This is a genomic window from Sphingomonas sp. KR3-1 (assembly GCF_040049295.1).
Lineage (GTDB): Bacteria > Pseudomonadota > Alphaproteobacteria > Sphingomonadales > Sphingomonadaceae > Sphingomonas.
In genome coordinates this window covers 103,686-121,481 of the sequence record NZ_JBDZDQ010000004.1, presented here as the reverse complement: position 1 = coordinate 121,481, position 17,796 = coordinate 103,686, and the positions used below count along the sequence as shown (strand labels likewise).

The 17,796-nt window shown below is 66.8% G+C and carries 20 protein-coding genes and 1 tRNA gene; 9 read left to right on the top strand and 12 right to left on the bottom strand.

Translation table 11 applies throughout. The features are described from left to right. Position 1: 1 nt before the first annotated feature. From ABLE38_RS19660 to ABLE38_RS19630, 7 genes are all read right to left on the bottom strand, one after another. Positions 2–556, bottom strand: coding sequence for an HNH endonuclease (locus tag ABLE38_RS19660; protein ID WP_348975951.1), 555 nt, complete (start codon positions 554–556; stop codon positions 2–4). Continuing rightward, complete coding sequence (gene dxs / locus ABLE38_RS19655; RefSeq protein ID WP_348975950.1) at positions 556–2,484, bottom strand: 1-deoxy-D-xylulose-5-phosphate synthase; 1,929 nt, start codon at positions 2,482–2,484, stop codon at positions 556–558. Before dxs ends, ABLE38_RS19660 begins: the two co-directional genes overlap by 1 nt. Positions 2,485–2,577: 93 nt before the next feature. Further along, entirely contained in the window at positions 2,578–3,036 is a 459-nt protein-coding gene (locus tag ABLE38_RS19650) for a transcriptional repressor (protein ID WP_180147944.1), read from the bottom strand. Between the two features lie 38 nt (positions 3,037–3,074). Continuing rightward, positions 3,075–3,461, bottom strand: coding sequence for a MerC domain-containing protein (locus tag ABLE38_RS19645; RefSeq protein WP_348975949.1), 387 nt, complete (start codon positions 3,459–3,461; stop codon positions 3,075–3,077). A 68-nt stretch (positions 3,462–3,529) separates the two neighbouring features. After that, positions 3,530–4,510 carry an alpha/beta hydrolase gene (locus ABLE38_RS19640; protein ID WP_348975948.1) on the bottom strand — a complete coding sequence of 327 codons (981 nt, stop codon included), beginning with the start codon at positions 4,508–4,510 and terminating at the stop codon, positions 3,530–3,532. A gap of 171 nt (positions 4,511–4,681) precedes the next feature. Then, complete coding sequence (locus tag ABLE38_RS19635; RefSeq protein ID WP_348975947.1) at positions 4,682–5,359, bottom strand: alpha/beta hydrolase; 678 nt, start codon at positions 5,357–5,359, stop codon at positions 4,682–4,684. A 109-nt stretch (positions 5,360–5,468) separates the two neighbouring features. Next, positions 5,469–5,936: a lysozyme gene (locus tag ABLE38_RS19630; RefSeq protein ID WP_348975946.1), complete on the bottom strand. Its 468-nt coding sequence runs from the start codon at positions 5,934–5,936 to the stop codon at positions 5,469–5,471. A 135-nt stretch (positions 5,937–6,071) separates the two neighbouring features. On the opposite strand from ABLE38_RS19630, the gene ABLE38_RS19625 reads away from it, so the two are divergent. From ABLE38_RS19625 to ABLE38_RS19600, 6 genes are all read left to right on the top strand, one after another. After that, positions 6,072–6,842 (top strand): TlyA family RNA methyltransferase, encoded by a 771-nt coding sequence (locus ABLE38_RS19625; protein WP_348975945.1) that lies wholly within the window; start codon positions 6,072–6,074, stop codon positions 6,840–6,842. A gap of 65 nt (positions 6,843–6,907) precedes the next feature. Then, positions 6,908–7,465, top strand: a complete 558-nt coding sequence (locus ABLE38_RS19620; protein ID WP_348975944.1) for a TspO/MBR family protein — start codon at positions 6,908–6,910, stop codon at positions 7,463–7,465. A gap of 19 nt (positions 7,466–7,484) precedes the next feature. Continuing rightward, a complete protein-coding gene (locus tag ABLE38_RS19615) occupies positions 7,485–7,796 on the top strand; it encodes an accessory factor UbiK family protein (RefSeq protein WP_348975943.1) in 312 nt (103 codons plus the stop codon). A 106-nt stretch (positions 7,797–7,902) separates the two neighbouring features. Further along, on the top strand, positions 7,903–8,403 hold the full coding sequence (locus ABLE38_RS19610; RefSeq protein ID WP_348975942.1) for a YbjN domain-containing protein: 501 nt from the start codon (positions 7,903–7,905) through the stop codon (positions 8,401–8,403). After that, on the top strand, positions 8,400–9,188 hold the full coding sequence (locus ABLE38_RS19605) for a pyrroline-5-carboxylate reductase dimerization domain-containing protein (protein ID WP_348975941.1): 789 nt from the start codon (positions 8,400–8,402) through the stop codon (positions 9,186–9,188). Before ABLE38_RS19610 ends, ABLE38_RS19605 begins: the two co-directional genes overlap by 4 nt. 61 nt (positions 9,189–9,249) lie before the next feature. Continuing rightward, positions 9,250–9,858: a hemerythrin domain-containing protein gene (locus ABLE38_RS19600; RefSeq protein WP_348975940.1), complete on the top strand. Its 609-nt coding sequence runs from the start codon at positions 9,250–9,252 to the stop codon at positions 9,856–9,858. Between the two features lie 69 nt (positions 9,859–9,927). Here the strand turns inward: ABLE38_RS19600 and ABLE38_RS19595 are convergent, their stop codons facing one another. Next, positions 9,928–10,413, bottom strand: a complete 486-nt coding sequence (locus ABLE38_RS19595; protein WP_348975939.1) for a MarR family transcriptional regulator — start codon at positions 10,411–10,413, stop codon at positions 9,928–9,930. 68 nt (positions 10,414–10,481) lie between these two features. On the opposite strand from ABLE38_RS19595, the gene ABLE38_RS19590 reads away from it, so the two are divergent. Next, positions 10,482–11,579: a branched-chain amino acid aminotransferase gene (locus ABLE38_RS19590; protein WP_348975938.1), complete on the top strand. Its 1,098-nt coding sequence runs from the start codon at positions 10,482–10,484 to the stop codon at positions 11,577–11,579. Between the two features lie 23 nt (positions 11,580–11,602). Continuing rightward, positions 11,603–11,677, top strand: a tRNA-Gln gene (locus tag ABLE38_RS19585). 243 nt (positions 11,678–11,920) lie between these two features. On the opposite strand, the gene ABLE38_RS19580 is transcribed toward ABLE38_RS19585, so the two are convergent. The 3 genes from ABLE38_RS19580 to ABLE38_RS19570 are packed head-to-tail and all read right to left on the bottom strand — an operon-like array spanning position 11,921 to position 14,328. Next, positions 11,921–12,439 carry a hypothetical protein gene (locus ABLE38_RS19580; RefSeq protein ID WP_348975937.1) on the bottom strand — a complete coding sequence of 173 codons (519 nt, stop codon included), beginning with the start codon at positions 12,437–12,439 and terminating at the stop codon, positions 11,921–11,923. 5 nt (positions 12,440–12,444) lie between these two features. Beyond that, entirely contained in the window at positions 12,445–13,029 is a 585-nt protein-coding gene (locus tag ABLE38_RS19575; RefSeq protein WP_348975936.1) for a hypothetical protein, read from the bottom strand. Between the two features lie 3 nt (positions 13,030–13,032). Further along, positions 13,033–14,328 (bottom strand): hypothetical protein, encoded by a 1,296-nt coding sequence (locus ABLE38_RS19570; RefSeq protein WP_348975935.1) that lies wholly within the window; start codon positions 14,326–14,328, stop codon positions 13,033–13,035. Positions 14,329–14,507: 179 nt separating this feature from the next. Between ABLE38_RS19570 and ABLE38_RS19565 the strand changes: the two genes are divergently transcribed. Beyond that, complete coding sequence (locus tag ABLE38_RS19565) at positions 14,508–15,668, top strand: helix-turn-helix transcriptional regulator (RefSeq protein ID WP_348975934.1); 1,161 nt, start codon at positions 14,508–14,510, stop codon at positions 15,666–15,668. 50 nt (positions 15,669–15,718) lie between these two features. On the opposite strand, the gene ABLE38_RS19560 is transcribed toward ABLE38_RS19565, so the two are convergent. Continuing rightward, entirely contained in the window at positions 15,719–17,779 is a 2,061-nt protein-coding gene (locus ABLE38_RS19560; RefSeq protein WP_348975933.1) for a TonB-dependent receptor, read from the bottom strand. Positions 17,780–17,796: the final 17 nt, after the last annotated feature.

The window sequence follows — 17,796 nt, the reverse complement described above, 5'->3', positions numbered from 1 at the left end:
GTTATTCGCGGCCAATCGCGGCAGAGATACGGGCGCGAATGACCTCCGCGTCCTTCTGCGCCTCGAACATCAGCCGTTCGATCTCGGCGAGCTTCTCCCAATAGCGCTCCCAGCGTTCGGCGCCGGCAATGGCTTTGAGGTCGGCTGAAGGTCGGCCCTCCCATTGCTCGAACCGCTGGAGTGCAGCGATCTTCCCGGGCAGGTCCTCGACGCCGCGGGTCGTGGGCGAGCCCCTGGCATTGCCTTCCATCCAGTTGCGCCAGTCCTGGCCGCTCTTGGACTGGTTGCAGGGCCCGCAAGCGGGGACCAGGTTGCGGATATTATTCAGGTAACCGGTCGGGCGCTTGCCCCGCACGAGGGGACGGAGATGATCCCAATCGGTCGAGCGGACGCCGCAATAGACGCAACGCAGATCGGATGCGTCCATGCCCAGGATCGCGGCGGCTTCGGCAATCTCCGCGGCGGTGGGCGGCGCATCGGGCAGGATTGCCTGCACGAAGCCATTGGTGACCGATGAGACGCGGCTGGTGATCTTGAGCGGCTTGCGCGGCCGCATCAGGCCCGCGCGCCGCCGTCCGCCACCGTGGCTTCGTTGTAGCGCAGCGCCTTCAGCACCGTGTCGACGATGTTCTCGGCGTTGAGGCCGGCCTCGGCATATTGGATCTCGGGCTTGTCCTGGTCCTGGAAGATGTCGGGCAGGCGCAGCGTGCGCAGCTTGAGGCCTGCGTCGATCAATCCCTGGTCGCTTGCCATGGTCAGCACGTGCGCGCCGAGGCCGCCGATCGCGCCCTCCTCGATCGTCACCGCGACTTCGTGGGTGGTGAGCAGGCGGCGGATCAGCTCCTCATCGAGCGGCTTGGCGAAACGCAGGTCGGCGACGGTGGTTGAGAGCCCCTTGGCCTCGAGCGTGTCGGCGGCCTTGAGCGCCTCGGCCAGGCGGGTGCCGAGCGAGAGGATCGCCACGGTCTTGCCCTCGCGGACGATCCGGCCCTTGCCGATCGCGAGCTGCTGCGGAACCGCGGGCAGCGCGACGCCGGTGCCATTGCCGCGCGGATAGCGCACCGCGATCGGGCCGCTGTCGTGCAGCGCGGCGGTGTGGGTCATATGGACCAGCTCGGCCTCGTCGGCGGCGGCCATCACCACGAAATTGGGGAGCGTCGCCAGATAGGTGACGTCGAAGCTGCCGGCATGCGTCGCGCCGTCGGCGCCGACCAGCCCGGCGCGGTCGATCGCGAAGCGAACGGGCAGGTTCTGGATCGCCACGTCATGGACGACCTGGTCATAGGCGCGCTGCAGGAAGGTCGAGTAGATCGCGCAGAAGGGGCGCATGCCCTGTGCGGCGAGGCCGGCGGCGAAGGTCACCGCATGCTGCTCGGCGATGCCGACATCAAAGCTGCGATCGGGGAAGGCCCTGGCGAAGCGATCGACGCCGGTGCCCGAGGGCATGGCGGCAGTGATCGCGACGATCTTTGGATCGCGCTTCGCTTCCTCGATCAGCGCGTCGCCGAACACGTTCTGATAAGCCGGCGGGCCCGGCGGCGCCTTGGCCTGGGTACCGGTGATCACGTCGAACTTCTGGACGCCGTGATATTTGTCCGCCGCCGCTTCGGCCGGGGCATAGCCCTTGCCCTTCTTGGTGACGACATGGATGAGGATCGGGCCTTCCGCGCTGTCGCGGACATTCTCGAGCACCGGGATCAGATGCTCGAGATTGTGTCCGTCGATCGGGCCGACATAATAGAAGCCCAGCTCCTCGAACAGCGTGCCGCCGGTGACGAGCCCGCGCGCGAACTCCTCGGTCTTGCCGGCCGCGGTGGTCAGGCGGCGCGAGAACTTGCGGATCGCGCGCTTCGCCAGGCTGCGCAGGCCCATATATTCGGACGAGGACACCATCCGCGCCAGATAGGCGGAGAGGCCACCGACGGGCGGTGCGATCGACATGTCGTTGTCGTTGAGGATCACGATCAGGCGATTCCCCGCCGCCTCGGCATTGTTCATCGCCTCATAGGCCATGCCCGCGCTCATCGCGCCGTCGCCTATCACTGCGATGCCCTTGCCCGGCGTGCCGGCGAGCTTGTTCGCCACCGCAAAGCCGAGCGCCGCCGAGATCGAGGTCGACGAGTGCGCCGCGCCGAACGGATCGTATTCGCTCTCGCTGCGCTTGGTGAAGCCGGACAGGCCGCCGCCCTGGCGCAGCGTGCGGATACGGTCGCGGCGGCCGGTGAGGATCTTGTGCGGGTAGCACTGGTGGCCGACGTCCCAGATCAGCCGGTCGTCGGGGGTGTTGAACACGTAATGGATCGCGACGGTCAGCTCGACCACGCCCAGGCCCGAGCCGAGATGGCCGCCGGTGCTACCGACTGCCGAGATCGTCTCCGCACGCAGCTCATCGGCGAGCTGGCGGAGCTGCTGCGGCTTCAGCTTGCGCAGGGCATCGGGGGTATCGACAGTATCGAGCAGCGGCGTGCTGGGAAGATCGGCCATCCGACTGCCCTTACTCTTCCGATTTCGCGAAGTCGAACCTTGCGCGCGTGGATTTTGCGTGCAGGGCCCATGCAGGCCGTGCCGTAGCGTCGCTCAGTCGCAGTCCGCGCATTTGCCGCGCACTTCGATCACCGGCCGCTCGGGCGAGAAGCCCGCACCCTTGGCGGCGGCACGCACGGTCTTGGTGATCGAGTCGTCGTCGATATGCGTGGTCTGGCCGCAGCTGTCGCACACCAGGAAGATGCAGTCGTGCAGGCAGTCAGGGTGCGTGTTCGCCATATAGGCGTTGGCGCTCTCCACCCGGCGCGCCAGGTTCGAGCCGACGAACAGGTCGAGGATCCGGTAGACGCTATTGGCGGCGACTCGGCGACCCTCGGCCTTGGAGACGGCCTCGGCGATGTCATAGGCAGAGGCTGGCTTCTCGAACCCGGCCAGCGCCTCGAACACGCGCTCGCGCATCGCGGTCCATTGCTCGCCGGACTTCTCCAGCGTCGCCTGGGCGGCCTTGGTCAGGTCGTTGCCCTGATGCTCATGATGATCGTGCGCGTGCATGCGGATTATGTAGGCCCGCAGGGGCCTTCCGGCAAGATTCAGTGGCTGGCGCGATGATTGAGATCGTGGCCGAGCGCGACCACGCTCACGCCCACCAGCGTCCAGAAGATCTCGAAATCGCCGTGCGGCAGCGAGAGCGCGCCGGCCATGATGCCGAGGCCGAATGCGCCGACGATCGCCGGCGCCATATAGCCGTGCGACATCACGCCCTTGATCAGCGCGAAGGTGCCCATGCCGATGGCGAGGGTGAGGCCGATCTCGTGAATCGCCGGGTTGAGCAGCCCGCCGGCGGAGGAAAGTACGGTGAGCAGCACGGTGGTGGCGATGCAGTGCACCAGGCACAGCCCGCTGACCGCGATCGCGATACGATCGAGGCGCGCATCAATATTGCCCCAGACGCGGGCTAACGGGAGACTCACCGGCATGGGCAGTGATATAGGGCAAGCTGGTTAAAGATACAACATAACATCGCAGCGATTTTGGGGCGATGCGATCAGCCCAGCAGCCCGTGCCCCCTGGCCCAGGCGAGGAACAGTTCGGGCCACAGATGCGCCGGCTTGCCCTGGGTGCGCGGACCCCAGCCGAAGCCGTGCCCGCCCTGTTCGAACAGGTGCGCCTCCGCCGGTACCTTGGCCGCCTTCAGCGCGGCGTGCAGCGCGATCGTGTTGCGGATCGGCACGGTGGTGTCGTCCTCGGCATGGCAGAGGAAGCAGGGCGGGGTCTGCGCGCTTACCTGGCGCTCGGGCGAATGCTCGGCGGCGAGATCGGGCGCGGGATCCTTGCCGATCAGCAGGGTGCGCGAGCCCATATGCGCGAAATCCGGGTCCATCGTGACGACCGGATAGATCGGCGCGGCGACGAACGGGCGGGCGTCCTGCGCGTCGGCGGCGTCGACCGGGTCGTAGACCGTGCGGCCGAAGCGGGTGGCGAGATCGGCGCACAGATGTCCGCCGGCGGAGAAGCCCATCGCGCCGACGCGCCGGGGATCGACGTGCCACCTGGCCGTCTGGTGCCGGATCAGCCGCATCGCGCGCTGGGCATCGGCGAGGGGGACGTTGCTGGGATTCTGCCAGGGGTCGCCGGGCAGCCGGTAAAACAGCACGAAGGCGGTGATCCCGCGCGCGGCAAGCCAGGGGGCGAGCTCATAGCCTTCCTTGTCGACCACGACGCGGGCGTAGCCGCCGCCGGGGATGACCAGCATCGCGGCGCCGTTCGGGTTTTTCGCGCGGAACACGTCGAGCCGCGGCGTGCGGATGTGGTCCATCGCGCGATCGGGGAAGGCGGGATCGGGATTGCGGACCACGACATGGTCCTGGAAATTCCTGTCGCGCAGGCCGGGGGCGTCGCCGGGCCACAGATCGAAGCTCGCATCGGGCTGCACCGGGCCGGCGGAAGGCGCAGTGCCGGCCCTGGCGGCGAGGGGCAGGAGCGGGCCGGCAATCCCGGCGGCGGCGAGCAGGTCTCGGCGATCCATGGCGCGGGTCTAGCGGCGCGGCGGACGTAACGGAAGATGCGGGGAGGGGCGCGGGTAGGCCGGGTGACGCTCTAGGGGACGCCACCCGGCCACGCCCGCATTTCCCAATGTAGGGGATTTGCGGGCAGTTTCCAGTGCCGTGCGCCGGTCAGGGGGCAGCGCACGGTGAAATCATGCGTGCCGGCCCAGATAATGGACTTGCGCGGCTTCCGTAGCGTTAATCGCGAGCAGCGAGCGCGCATCGGCGGCGGTGCGGACCCGGCCCGAGCGATCGGAGGCAGCGTCGAGCACCCGGTCGAGCAACGCCTGGCCCTCATGCCACCAGCCGATCCCGCTCGCGGCGTTGAGGTGCCCCTGCGGCCCGGCATCGACGAACAGGCTGCCCCAGCCCTTGGCAAGCTCGCGGGCGCGGTCGAGCGAGATCCACGGATCGTCCTGGCTCGCCACGGTGATCGAGGGGAAGGGGAGCGGCTTGGCGGGAGCGGGCGCGAAGCCGGCGAGTTCGGGCTTTGCTTCGCTGCGATCGACATCGGCCGGCGCGACGAGCAGGGCGCCCGCCACCGGCCAACCGAACGGCTGGGGCGAGAGCGCCGCCCACCAGGCGACGGCCAGGCAGCCCAGGCTGTGCGCGGCGAGCACCACCGGCGCCTGCGCGCAGCGGATCGCCTGGTCGAGCCTGGTCACCCAGGCATTGCGATGCGGCGTATCCCACATGCCGAGCTCGACTCGGCTGGTATCGGGGCGCGACTGCTCCCAGAGCGTCTGCCAGTGCGAAGGCCCCGAGCCGCCGAGCCCGGGAACGGTGAGGACGATCGGCGAATGGTCGTCAAATGGAGTAAAAATGGTCATCGTTGCGCACTCCAGTGGAGAGCAGGCCGGACCTCCAATTTATTCCCACTAATTCGATAGGCAATAGGCCTGCGCCGAGCCGAAGGGCCGACGCGCCGGGCCGTTCGGGTCAGGGTTTCGAGTAGAGCGCCTGTTCGGCCGCCCGGCGGCGCACCAGCCCGGGCAGGACCTTGCCGGCGGCCATGTTCCACTTGGGAAACTCGGCGGCGGCGGCGGGATAGTTGCCCGCCTTGTGGAGCTTGAGCAGCGTGCTGGTCTGCAGGTTCCGGATGCCGAGATTATAGGCGAAATCGACCAGCGCATCGAACTGGTTCTGGCTGGTCGCCGCGCCGCCGAGCGTGGTGGTGACCTGCTGGGCGAAGGCAGTGACGTCCTGGTCGAGCCGGGCATCGCACTGCGCCTGTGTCCAGATCGTGCCGGGCGTCACGTCAGGCCCAGTCGTGCCCCAGCCGATCGTCCAGGGCGCGCCGCCGGTGCCGGGATCGGGATAGGCGGCGAAGCTGCCATCGGGCTGCTGCCGGGCGCAGCCTTCGAATTCCTGGACCAGGGCTATGCATGCCGGGCTGGGCGTCATCATCGGTCTCCCGTATTTGCCGCCATCCTGCCCCAGCGCCCGCACGAAGGCCCGCGGCTTTGCATCCGATGCGGTGCCACCTGGTGACCGTACTCGCCCGGCCATTGCGGGTAGTGGGTGCGGACCCTAAGGGGAGCCATGTCCAAGCAGCGTGCCGACCAGATGCTCGTAGATCGCGGCCTCGCCGAGAGCCGCAGCCGCGCCCAGGCGCTGATCATGGCCGGCCTGGTCTTCAACGGCGATCGCAAGGTCGACAAGCCGGGCCAGCAGCTGCTCGAGGAAACCGTGCTCGAGGTGCGCGGGCGCGATCATCCCTGGGTTTCGCGCGGCGGCGTCAAGCTTGCGCACGCGCTCGAGCATTTCGGCTGGGACGTGACCGGCGCGGTGGCGATCGATGTCGGCTCCTCGACCGGCGGCTTCACCGACGTGCTGCTCAGCAAGGGGGCGGCGCATGTCTACGCCGTCGACAGCGGCACCAACCAGCTTGCCTGGAAGCTCCGCCAGGATGCGCGCGTGACCGTCTATGAGCAGACCAGCGCCCGCACGCTCACCTCGGGCCATATCCCCGAGCCGGTGGACCTGATCGTCTGCGATGCGAGCTTCATCGGCCTCGCCAAGGTGCTCGAGGTGCCGTTCCGCTTCGCCCGTCCCGGCGCGCGGCTGGTCGCGCTGATCAAGCCCCAGTTCGAGGCGGGGCGTGGGGAAGTGGGCAAGGGCGGGGTAGTGCGGGATGCCGCAGTGCACGAACGCGTCTGCCGCGAGGTCGAGGAATGGGTCGCGGCGCAGGGCTGGGCGGTCGCCGGCATCACCACCAGCCCGATCACCGGGCCCGAGGGCAATGTCGAATTCCTCATCGCCGCGACGCGCACTGATACCGGTACCGCAGATCAAGCTGTGGACACACAATAGCAGCGCTTGCCTTTCGTCGCGCCGCACCATAGCCCTGCTGCCGGGGACAAGCGGAGGTCGGCGTCTTGAGGGAAATCGCATCGAAGGGGCAGCTGAGGCTCGCCTATCTGCGATGGGCCGTGGTGACGGTACCGTTCATCCTGCTGCTCGGCTTCACCTCGGCTAGGCTCGCGCCGTCGGGCAGCGCCAATCCGTGGTTCGCCCGGCTTGCGAAGCCCGAGATCATGCCGCCCGAATGGGTGTTCCCCGCCGCCTGGACCGCGCTCTACGTGCTGATGGGCCTGGCGCTGGCGATGATCATCAACGCGCGCGGATCGACGCTGCGCGGGCCCGCGCTCGTCGTCTTCGCGGTGCAGATGCTGGTCAACCTAGTCTGGTCGCCGGTGTTCTTCGGCATGCACCTGGTCGTGCCGGCGCTGGCGATCCTCGGCGCGCTGTTCGTGCTGGCGCTGGTCACCTTCGTGTTGTTCGCGCGGATTCGCAGCTTCGCGGCGGTGCTGCTGCTGCCCTATCTGGCCTGGATCGCCTTTGCCGGCGTTCTCCTGTATCAGATCCATGAATTGAACCCGAACGCCGGAAGCCTTGTATCTGCGCGCCCGGCTGACGAAATACAGATCAAGTGATCGCGTAAGGGATAGTGCAATGCAGACCGACAACCGCCTGTTCGACGATTTCGTGAAGTTCGTGAACGGCGCGGCTGGCACGCTGGCCGGCGTCGCCCGCGAGACCGAGAGCGCCGCGCGCGAGCGCGCACGCGAGTGGATCGGCGGGATGGACTTCGTCGCCCGCGAGGAGTTCGAGGCCGTCAAGGCGATGGCGGTGGCCGCCCGCGACGAGAATGACGCGCTCAAGGCGCGCCTCGCCGCACTCGAGGCACAGCTGGGCGGGAGTGCCCCCGCCGCAGCCGCCCCCAAGGCACCGAAATCGCCTAAAAAGCCTGCAGGACAAGCGTAAACACCTTGTCCACAGCTTTTGCGCAGGGTTGTGAACCCCGCGCTTGTGCGGGCCCGATGCGGTTGGCAGATTCTGCCCAAGCAATCCGGCCCCAGTGGAGAAACTGATGCTCGACGAAGCGGAATTCGACCGCGACGACGCAGCCCCTATCGACATGCTCGAAAGCTATTTCGCCGCGCATGGCTGGACCCATACGCGCGAAGACGACGAGATCGTGGCGAAGGTCAAGGGAAGCTGGACGGAGTATGAGCTGCGCGCGATCTGGCGCGAGGATGACGGCGTTCTCCAGTTCCTGGCGTTCCCCGATATCCGCGTGGCCGACGAACGCCGCCTGGCGGTCTACGAGACAGTGGGCCTGGTCAACGAGCAGCTCTGGATCGGCCATTTCGAGCTCTGGTCGCAGAGCGGCATCTTGCTGTTCCGCCACGCCGCGCTGATCGACGGCGACGAGCCGACGCTCAGCCTCCCCCAGGCCGAGCTGCTGGTCGAGAGCGCAATCGACGAGTGCGAGCGCTTCTATCCCGTCTTCCAGTTCGTGCTGTGGGGCGGCAAGACGCCGCAGGACGCCCTCGCTTCCTCGCTGATCGAAACCCAGGGCGAGGCATGAGCGCTCCGGCCAGCATCTGGCTGGTCGGCTGCGGCAACATGGCCGGCGCGATGCTGCGCCGCTGGATCGATGCCGGCACGCTCGATCCCGCCGCCGCGTTCGTCGTCAACCGCCACGACCGTGACCTGCCCGAAGGCGTCCGTCAGGGCCGCGAATTTCCTGAAGGCCCGCTGCCGGACGCCGTGATGCTCGGCATGAAGCCGCAGCAGATCGGCGAGATCGCCGAGACGCATGGCCGTCGCTTCGCCGGCGTGCCGCTGCTGATCTCGATCCTCGCCGGCGCCGAGCTTTCCTCGCTCGCCGCCCGATTCCAGGCCGGCGCGATCGTCCGCGCCATGCCCAATCTCCCCGTCGCCATCGGCAAGGGCGTGGTTGGCCTCGCCGGCCCGCGCAGCGATGCCGTCGACGCGCTGATGCGGCCGCTCGGCCTGGTCGAATGGGTCGACGAGGCGGGACTGGACCGGCTCGGCGTGCTCGCCGGCTGCGGCCCTGCCTTCGTCTATCGCTTCATCGACGCGCTCGCCGCCGCCGGCACGTCGATCGGCTTCGGCGAAGACCAGGCGCTGCGCCTCGCCATCGCCACGGTGGAAGGCGCGGGGCTGCTCGCCGCCCAGGCCGATGCGCCGCCCTCGACCCTTGCCGACCGCGTCGCCAGCCCGGGTGGCTCGACCCGAAAGGGCCTCGACGTGCTCGACGCCGACGGCGCGATCCGCACGCTGCTGCGCGCCACGCTGGAGGCTTCGGCCAAGCGCAGCGCCGAAATGGCCGCCGAAGCCCGCCGCTAGCCGGAACGCCCGCTCGCCTCCACCGTTGTTCCGTCGAATGCGAAACACTGGAGGCGCAGCCATGACAACCACCACCGCCACGCGTGACAACAAGGGCCGCTTCACCGGATCGAAGCGCACCAGCACCGGCCACAACCTCGCCGTGGTCGGCGCCGCCGCCGCGGGCGGCATGGCGCTTGGCGTGCTCGCGCTGCTCGGCCGCAAGGCCGCGGTCCAGGCGCCCACTGCCCTCGCCGGCAATTGGGACGAGGCGCTCGCCACCGAGCATGAAGCGGTGCGCAAGGTGTTCGACACGATCGAGGCGACCGACGAGCGCTCCACCACCAAGCGCAACCTGCTGCTCGCCCACCTCAAGCACGCGCTGATGAAGCATGCGGTGGAGGAGGAGAACGTCATCTACCCGGCGCTGCGCGAGGCCGGCCAGAAGCTGGCGGCCGACGAGCTGACCAAGGAACATGGCTATGTGAAGCAGTATCTCTACGAGCTGGAGAACACGCCCACCGCCTCGCCCGACTGGATCGCCAAGGTCCGCCAGTTCCGCACCGAACTCGAGGAGCATATGGCCGAGGAGGAACTGCGCCTCTTCCCGATGCTCCGTGCCCAGCTGAGCGACGAGAAGAACAAGGCGCTGACGCTGACGATGAACAAGGAAGGGTTCAAGGTGGCGTGAAACTGGCCCGTTGTTCTCCATCATCGATTTGGCGAGGGAGAATGAGGTGAGGCCTGGCGTCTGCGGCGCTTATCGCCCCAGCGCCGCTACCCGCTCGCGCTCTTCCTCGGGGACCAGCCCTTCGAGCACCGCCCAGAAGCCGCCCACCGCGCCCGGGCCGGCGCTCGAATAGGCCGCGGCCATCTTGCCGCGCAGCGCGTCGAACAGCTCGCCCTCGAGCTTGGCGCCCGCCGGGGTCAGCCGCAGCAGCCGCTGGCGCCGGTCCTTGTCGCCGGTGCGCGTCTCGACGAAGCCGCGATCGGCCAGTTCGGTCAGCACGCGGCCGAGCGACTGCTTGGTGATCGCGAGGATCGCGAGCAACTCGCTCACCGTCAGGTCCGGCTTGCGCGCGATGAAATAGAGCGCTCGGTGATGCGCACGGCCGAGGCCCTGCGCCGCCAGCCCGGCATCGATCGAGCGGGTCAGGTGGGCGTACCCGAAATAGAGCAGTTCCACGCCGCGCCGGATCTCGGTTTCGCGCAGGAAGAGCGGGGATGCAGGAATTGGGGCAGCCATGTTGACGCTTTCTGCCACCGCGCCTAACCCGCTGCAAGCCGCTCAAGGCAGAGTCGAAGGCGAGTGCTATGGAAGACACCACGATCCTGGATTTCGAGTTCGAAGCGCATCCCAATCCGGTCAGCGACGCGGATCGGGCAGTGGTGCTGGAGAACCCCGGGTTCGGCAAGGTGTTCACCGATCACATGGCCGTGATCAAGTACAGCACCGACAAGGGCTGGCACGACGCGAAGATCCTGCCGCGCGGGCCGATCCAGGTCGATCCGGCGATGGCCGTGCTCCATTACGCGCAGGAGATCTTCGAGGGGCTCAAGGCCTATCGCACGCCCGACGGCAGCGTGACCCTGTTCCGCGCCGACGAGAATGCCCGCCGCTTCCGCGAGTCCGCCGAGCGGATGGCGATGGCGCCGCTGCCCGACGCGATGTTCCTGGACTCCATCCGCGAGCTGGTGAAGATCGACAGTAAGTGGATTCCGGAGATCGAGGGCGGCTCGCTCTATCTGCGCCCCTTCATGTTCGCGAGCGAGGTGTTCCTCGGCGTGAAGCCGGCCAGCGAATATCTCTACATGGTGATCGCCTCGCCGGCGGGCGCCTATTTCAAGGGCGGCGCGCCGTCGGTGACGCTGTGGGTTTCGGAGCATTACACGCGGGCGGCGCCGGGCGGCACGGGCGCGGCCAAGTGCGGCGGCAACTATGCCGCGAGCCTGATCGCGCAGAAGGAAGCGATCGGCGAGGGCTGCGACCAGGTGGTGTTCCTCGACGCGGTCGAGAACCGCTATGTCGAAGAGCTGGGCGGCATGAACGTGATGTTCGTGATGGCCGACGGCTCGATCGTCACCCCGCCGCTCGGCGGCACGATCCTGCCCGGCATCACCCGCGATTCGCTGATCACGCTGGCGCGGTCTCAGGGCATCGAGGTGCGCGAGGAGCGCTATTCGATCGACCAGTGGAAGGCCGATGCCGAGAGCGGCAAGCTGCGCGAGGCGTTCGCCTGCGGCACCGCGGCGGTGCTCACGCCGATCGGCAAGGTGCGCGGGCGCGGCTATGAATTCGTCATCGGCAATGGCGGCCCGGGGCTGCTGACGGAGAAGCTCCGCGGCGAGCTCGGCGCCATCCAGCGCGGCACTGCTGAGGATGTGCATGGCTGGGTTGAACGCATTGCCTAAACCCCTATAAGCGCCCGCTCTGCTGGGGCGTCGCCAAGCGGTAAGGCAACGGTTTTTGGTACCGTCATACGGAGGTTCGAATCCTCCCGCCCCAGCCATTCGAATCCTCGTGATTCGATCTCAAAGCACTGAAACGGCTGCAAATATCGATTTGCGATGGCTTCCGCCAGCTGGGCGCGGTTGGGCCGAGTTTGGCAATGCCCGGCGCGCGCAAGCCGAACGCCGGCCTCGCCGTCCGGAAACCCAGCTGCCGGTAACCCGCCATCGGCGATCAGCAGGTGCCCTTGCTGTCGATAGCGACGGCAACGGGCCGGCCTTTGCCTTGCCCGCCTTGACGCCCGTCATGCGAAGCGCCCGCTATATAGATGCAAGCCCGAGGTTCCTGCGGCTGCCGTGCCATCACGAATAGTCGCGGCTTCGTGCGTGAGTGCCACCGTTCGCGGCAGCGCATCGAGCACCAGCTTCGCATTGCCGCGGTCCCCCACATTGACGCTGAGCAATCGGAGACCGGCGTTATTCACGAACAACAGATACACAAATCCGAAGCGCGTGCGGACCTCGACATGGCCGATGTCCGAAAAGGCGAGCCGGCTCTCGCGGAACACCCGGTAACGGATGCCCTCCGGTGCGATCGCAAAGCGAGGATTGAGATTGTTGTGCGACTTGCTTCCCAGGATGCCTCCACGGCGCAGATAGAGTGCGCGTATTGGCACGGCCATCGTTCCGCCCGCCGCGACTTCGTGGGGTGCGACCCGGGGCGCTCGGGTCGCTCTCCCGCGAAGCAGCAGGACGATGCCGATTGCGCCGAAGACCAGCAACGGCAGCTTGGTGACGATCAATTGGCTGACGATCTGGCCCATGGTCGTCATCCCTGCGCTTCTACCAGTTGCATCCGGACGAGTGCGGCCCGCGCAGCGGGCGTGTCAGCAACGGGATCGAACCGTAGCGAACTGCGCATCACGCCCATCGACGACCGGATCGCGAAGATCAGGATTTCGCCCGGCGCGACTGCGACGTTGAGGGGCGTGACGGTGAAATCGCCTGGGGCACCCGGAACTTCGGCAAGGAGGCGGTGCGTGCCCGCCGGCACCGCCACCAGCGTGAACCGCTTCGGCATCAGCTGCGCGATCCCCCTGTCATCGACCGACACATCGAAACCCAGCGCCGCCGTGGCGACGTTCTTGTCGCGCATCACGACGATCCAGCCGCCTCCGGCGTATGGCGGAAAGGCGAGGAGTTCCGCCTTCCGGGCATCGTTCGCCACCGGCATCCTGCGATTGCCCGCCCGGCGGTTCAGCCCGGTATATAGTCCGGTACCGAGGACCATCGGCATGACATATTTGACGCCGCCGAGATCGAGGCCGGCGAGGTTCGCCTCGGCCAGGATCAGCGCGACGAAGAGCCCTCCGGCGACCGCTACCGCGATCGCCAGGTTTCCGAGCGACTTCATGGCCTACAGCCCGAAGCTGATGCCGACACGACCGGCGGTGGAACCGCCAATGGTCGAGCCGCCAACGCCGGCGTTGATATAGACTTTCGGCGCGATCCGGCCGACGAGCGATCCCGAGAAACCCTGTTGCCCGCGATAGGTCGCGAGGTTGAACGAGATGGAAAGCGCGCTGTCCGGCACGACCATTGTTCCCCCCAAGGCCACCGAAGCGGCGATCCCGGCATTGGCGGCACGGATGTCGCGGCGCAGCCCTTCGACCGAGGTCTGCAACCCGCCGACTTCGTTCTGGAGCGTGCCGATCTGCTGGGTCTGGGCGATGTTCACGGCTTCGATCGCAGTCATCCGCGAATCCTGGCTGACGTTCACGTTCTCGATCGAAGTCAGCCGCGTGTTCTGGGTGACATTCATGGCTTCGACGCCGGTCAAGCGGGTATCCTGCACCGTGTTGGCGTTCTCGACATTCGTCAGCCGGGCATCCTGCACCACATTGACGTTCTCGACATTGGTCAGCCGGTTGTCTTGCTGGAGGTTCGTCGCCTCGACCGCGGATATTCGCGTGCCCTGGTCGTTCACTTGGTTCGTCAGATTGGCGACGTTGCCGGCAACATTGCCGATGGCGGTGTCGACATAGTTCCGGTTCGCCGCGTCGGTCCCCGCGATCGGCGACCCGACATTCTGGATGCGGTTGCCGTTCAAATTGAGTTGCCCGCCGGCCACGATGTTCAGGCTGGAGGCGGTTGCCAGACTCGTGTTCAACGTCCCGATCGTGCCCGCATTGGCATAGAAGCCATCCATGGTGACGGACCCGTTGAACCGGGCATTGCCCGACTGCAGCAGCGACCCAAAATTAGTGATGGACCCCGTGTTCAGCGCGCCGGCATTGTTGATGCTGTTCGAATTGACCTGGTTGATCGACGTGAAGCCATTGAGCGTGACCTGGCCGTTGAACTGGGTCCCGCCGTTGAAGGTGGTTCCCCCGTTGAATGTAGCCGCGCCGTCCGCACCGTTGAGGACAACTTCCTGCCCGGCGGGACCGACTGTGATGCGGGTATCGTTCGAGACAACGGGAAAGTTGTCGCAACTGTCCCCGTCCCCGAAGCCAACCCTGCCGTCTACCGAGCACACGACCTCGTCGCCTCCGGCCGCACCGCCCGAGCCTCCGATCCCGATCTGGACCTGCGCCGCTGCTGGCGTGGCGAAAAGGGTGAATGCTCCAGCCGCGATCACGACCGGAACGACGCGACGCCGACCACCGAGCACGCGCAGGCAACCGGAGCCCCAATGTGAAATGATGACCATCGAAAATCCCTCTTGTTCGAATGCAATCGGCGGACTTCTCTGCTCGATTGCGGAAACCACGGCGCAATCGCGCAGCACCTCGACGGGCGTGTTTGTGCACCGCACATCGGCCGTTGCTCGACCAATGGCGCACCCCTATTCTGGTCGCGCTCCCTGTTTGGGTAGGAGTTCGTAAAATCATGTCGCTCATGGTCGCCGACATCGTCCCGGACGCACTGGTCGATCCCGGCGACCTGCCGCTCGCATGGGAGACGTTCGATCGGCTGATCGGCCAGATCTATGAATGCGCGCTCGATCCGTCCCAATGGGATGCAACGATCGAGCAGATCCGGCTGGCGCTGTGCCCGCCCGAGTGGCGAACCGCCTTCCTGATGCTGGAGCGGCGCGATCCACCAAGCGCGCGGTTCATCGCGTCCACCAATGTCGGGCCGGGGGTGGAATCGACCTACAGCGCGGTCTTCGCCTACAGCAATCCCTGGTCACAGCGGGGGTGGCTCGCGCGAAACGGGCAGCTGATCGATACCGACGACATCCTCCCGCGTGAGGAGCTGCGCAGGACCAGCCTCTACAAGAACTTCCTGGCGGCCATGAACGTGGACCGCACGCTGTGCCTCATGCTCGACCGCCGTGACGGCGAACGCCTCGGCCTGTTGCTGATCGGTCCGGGTGACCGCAACCTCTCATTGCTGCGGCGCGGCCTGCGGGTTCTTGGGCCGCACATCCAGCGTGCGGTCAGGATCAGCCAGCGTATCGCCAGCGTCGAGGTGCTGGCCAGTGCGGCACGAGCCGCGGCGAACCGCTCGCGCTACGCCATGATCAGCCTCGACAAGGATCTCAACATCCTTTCGGTCAACGACCGCGTCGCCCATTATGAAGAGACCGGCTTGATCACCACTGCAGGCGGAAGGCTCACATTCGTCGATCCGGCCAGCCAGCAGAAGCTCGCGAAGATGGGGCTGTCTTCCCGCGACGATCTTGCCTTTCAGGCAATCGACCGCGCGGGACGTGAACGGCCGGTATTGGGCGTGCTGATCGAACCCAAGGCAATCCCGATCATCGGCGGTGCGATTGCCGACGCGGCGATGATCATCACGATCGGAAGCGGGGTTGGCGAAGCGCCGGTCCTGGGGATCGACCGACTGGCGCAATGGTTCGGGCTGACACCGACGGAAGCGCGGGTGGTCACCGCGCTGGTCGACGGACAAACCCCGCAGGACTATGCCGCCAGCAACGGGGTCAGCGTGAACGCGGTGCGCTTTCACCTCAAACATATTTTCCTCAAGACCGAGACCGCGAGCCAGGCGCAACTCGTCGCCCGAATTGGGCAGATGCCGCAGTAAGAGGCTGGATCGCTGCGCCTAGTCCCTGTGCTGGCCAGCACGTGCCGCACCTAGAAGCTTCCGCGAGCCGTAAAGGTGAAGATCGGGCCGATCAGCTGATTGTTGACCTGGCGGATGACAAGCGGGCTGGAGGTGCGGCGGCCGTCATAGACCTGGCGGTCGTAGCGGTGCCGCGCGTTGAGGATATTACCAACTTGCACGCGCAGGGTGAGGCCGCCCACATCCTTGTGCTCGGCATAGATGTTCGCGAACCAGGGTCCTTCATTCTCCTGGTTCACTTCGGTGAGATAGTAATAGGGTTGATAGTGATAGGAGCTGGCGTCGATGCCCCAGGCGAGGTCGGTCTTGGGAATGTCGTGGCGGAAAGAAAGCTCCGCCCAGCGGTCCTGCGTTCCGCTGATGGCACGCATAGCGCCGGTTAGCGGGTCGCGGACGCGGGCGATCTCGATCCCGAGTGTCGCGTCGAGCTTGGCGCCAGCCAGGCCGAGCGGAGCGAACTGGATCGTGCTCGTGCTCACCAGGCCGAAGCGCGTCGCGCGCGGCAGGTTGCCGACGCCTTCGCCGTCTGCGCCGATCGGCACGATGTCGATGATGTCTTCGATCCGGTGGTAATAGCCGCGCAGCCGCGTCTTGCCCGCGGCACCTAGCGCGCGGCCGACTTCCATTTCCGCTTCCCAGCTCTGCGGGGGGACCAGGTCGGGGTTGCCGGTGTTCTGGCGCTCCGATTTCAGGTTGGGCTGGGCGAGGAAGTCGTAGAAGCTGATCTGGCCGACGCGGCGGCGCAGCTTGAGGCTCAGATCCCATTGCTTGTCCGGTTGCCAGCCCAGCGTGACGCTGCCCTTGGGGCGGAAGAAGCGGCGTGCGGGCACGTCGCCATCGACGCGTTCGAGCGAGCTGGTCTCGGCACCGCCCGCGACCTGCAGGTTGAGGTTGGAAGCGAGCGGGCGGCTGAACGTCACGATCCCTTCATGGCGCACTTCGCGCACAATGCCGCTGCCGCCGGGAAAGGGGACCGGCACGAAGGTACCGCCGGGATCGAGCGCGGCGAGCGAGCCGCGCTGGTCCAGTCCGTTGACGGCACGCTCGAACGAGACCTGCAGGTCGTTCTTCCCCATCTTCCAGCCATATTCGGCACGGGCGATCGTCTCGGTGATGTGCGAGTTGCGCCCGAAGCGCGTGCCCTGATCGGGCGCGCCGCTGGCGAAGCTGTCGATCTGGGTGGAGACAAGCGGTTCGTGGTCGAAATGGCGCAGCCCGATAATCTTGAACCGGCCTGGCCCGAACGCGAACTCATAGTCGGCGTTGATATCGTACATCCAGCCATCGAGGCGGTTCCGGCGCAGGCGGGTGCTGTTGTTGCCGTCCGCGCGGAAGCGCTGCTCCTTGTCGTAGACCGGGCCCCAATAGGGCGAATAGCCGAGGGTCAGATGGCCCTTGGAGGTGCGAGGACCGTCGAAGCCGAGCTTGAGCTTGGCAGTGACCGTGTCCGATTCCGAATGGAAGACTTCCTCGCGGCGCTCGATCAGCGATCCGTCGGCGGCGTAGAACAGCTCGGGACCGCCGATAGCACCGCGGCCGGCCTGATCCTCGAGCGAGGCGGTGTAATCGACCACGCCCGACTTGCCGGAATAGCTGATGCTGCCGCGATAGCGATTGGGGCGCGAATAATGTGCGCGGAAATCGGGCCGCCACTCGAACTGGCCGCCGGCCTTGCGAGCGTCGGTGAGGATGACGTTGGCGACCTGGCCGGCGAGCCCGGCGATGCCGAGGGTGGAGGCGTCGACGAGCTCGATCCGCGCGACATTGGCTGCGGCGATGCGCTGGAGTTCGGCGATCGCACCACCGGTCTTGTTGGCGATGCGCTCGCCGTTGATCAGGACGTTCTCCGAAGCCTGGCCCAGGCCGCGCTCCTGGTCCGCGCTGCGGAGGGTGAAGCCGGGGACCTGCGCGAGCATGTCATAGGCGGTCTTGGGCGCGAACCGGGTGAAGTCCTCGGGCAGGAAGATCTGCTTGGCCGCTGCCGCGCCGGTTGCGGGCGCGGCGGTCTGGGCGGTCGCGCTTCGGGGAAGAAGCGCGGTGCCGGCGAGCAGAAGCGGGATGGCGAGACGCATGATACGGGTTCTTCCCG

What these genes read in the sequence shown, in the direction of transcription:
- ABLE38_RS19660 (WP_348975951.1), bottom strand. Translation starts at nt 556, where the DNA reads ATGCGGCCGCGCAAGCCGCTCAAGATCACCAGCCGCGTCTCATCGGTC.
- dxs (WP_348975950.1), bottom strand. Translation starts at nt 2,484, where the DNA reads ATGGCCGATCTTCCCAGCACGCCGCTGCTCGATACTGTCGATACCCCC.
- ABLE38_RS19650 (WP_180147944.1), bottom strand. Translation starts at nt 3,036, where the DNA reads ATGCACGCGCACGATCATCATGAGCATCAGGGCAACGACCTGACCAAG.
- ABLE38_RS19645 (WP_348975949.1), bottom strand. Translation starts at nt 3,461, where the DNA reads ATGCCGGTGAGTCTCCCGTTAGCCCGCGTCTGGGGCAATATTGATGCG.
- ABLE38_RS19640 (WP_348975948.1), bottom strand. Translation starts at nt 4,510, where the DNA reads ATGGATCGCCGAGACCTGCTCGCCGCCGCCGGGATTGCCGGCCCGCTC.
- ABLE38_RS19635 (WP_348975947.1), bottom strand. Translation starts at nt 5,359, where the DNA reads ATGACCATTTTTACTCCATTTGACGACCATTCGCCGATCGTCCTCACC.
- ABLE38_RS19630 (WP_348975946.1), bottom strand. Translation starts at nt 5,936, where the DNA reads ATGATGACGCCCAGCCCGGCATGCATAGCCCTGGTCCAGGAATTCGAA.
- ABLE38_RS19625 (WP_348975945.1), top strand. Translation starts at nt 6,072, where the DNA reads ATGTCCAAGCAGCGTGCCGACCAGATGCTCGTAGATCGCGGCCTCGCC.
- ABLE38_RS19615 (WP_348975943.1), top strand. Translation starts at nt 7,485, where the DNA reads ATGCAGACCGACAACCGCCTGTTCGACGATTTCGTGAAGTTCGTGAAC.
- ABLE38_RS19610 (WP_348975942.1), top strand. Translation starts at nt 7,903, where the DNA reads ATGCTCGACGAAGCGGAATTCGACCGCGACGACGCAGCCCCTATCGAC.
- ABLE38_RS19605 (WP_348975941.1), top strand. Translation starts at nt 8,400, where the DNA reads ATGAGCGCTCCGGCCAGCATCTGGCTGGTCGGCTGCGGCAACATGGCC.
- ABLE38_RS19600 (WP_348975940.1), top strand. Translation starts at nt 9,250, where the DNA reads ATGACAACCACCACCGCCACGCGTGACAACAAGGGCCGCTTCACCGGA.
- ABLE38_RS19595 (WP_348975939.1), bottom strand. Translation starts at nt 10,413, where the DNA reads ATGGCTGCCCCAATTCCTGCATCCCCGCTCTTCCTGCGCGAAACCGAG.
- ABLE38_RS19590 (WP_348975938.1), top strand. Translation starts at nt 10,482, where the DNA reads ATGGAAGACACCACGATCCTGGATTTCGAGTTCGAAGCGCATCCCAAT.
- ABLE38_RS19580 (WP_348975937.1), bottom strand. Translation starts at nt 12,439, where the DNA reads ATGGGCCAGATCGTCAGCCAATTGATCGTCACCAAGCTGCCGTTGCTG.
- ABLE38_RS19575 (WP_348975936.1), bottom strand. Translation starts at nt 13,029, where the DNA reads ATGAAGTCGCTCGGAAACCTGGCGATCGCGGTAGCGGTCGCCGGAGGG.
- ABLE38_RS19570 (WP_348975935.1), bottom strand. Translation starts at nt 14,328, where the DNA reads ATGGTCATCATTTCACATTGGGGCTCCGGTTGCCTGCGCGTGCTCGGT.
- ABLE38_RS19565 (WP_348975934.1), top strand. Translation starts at nt 14,508, where the DNA reads ATGTCGCTCATGGTCGCCGACATCGTCCCGGACGCACTGGTCGATCCC.
- ABLE38_RS19560 (WP_348975933.1), bottom strand. Translation starts at nt 17,779, where the DNA reads ATGCGTCTCGCCATCCCGCTTCTGCTCGCCGGCACCGCGCTTCTTCCC.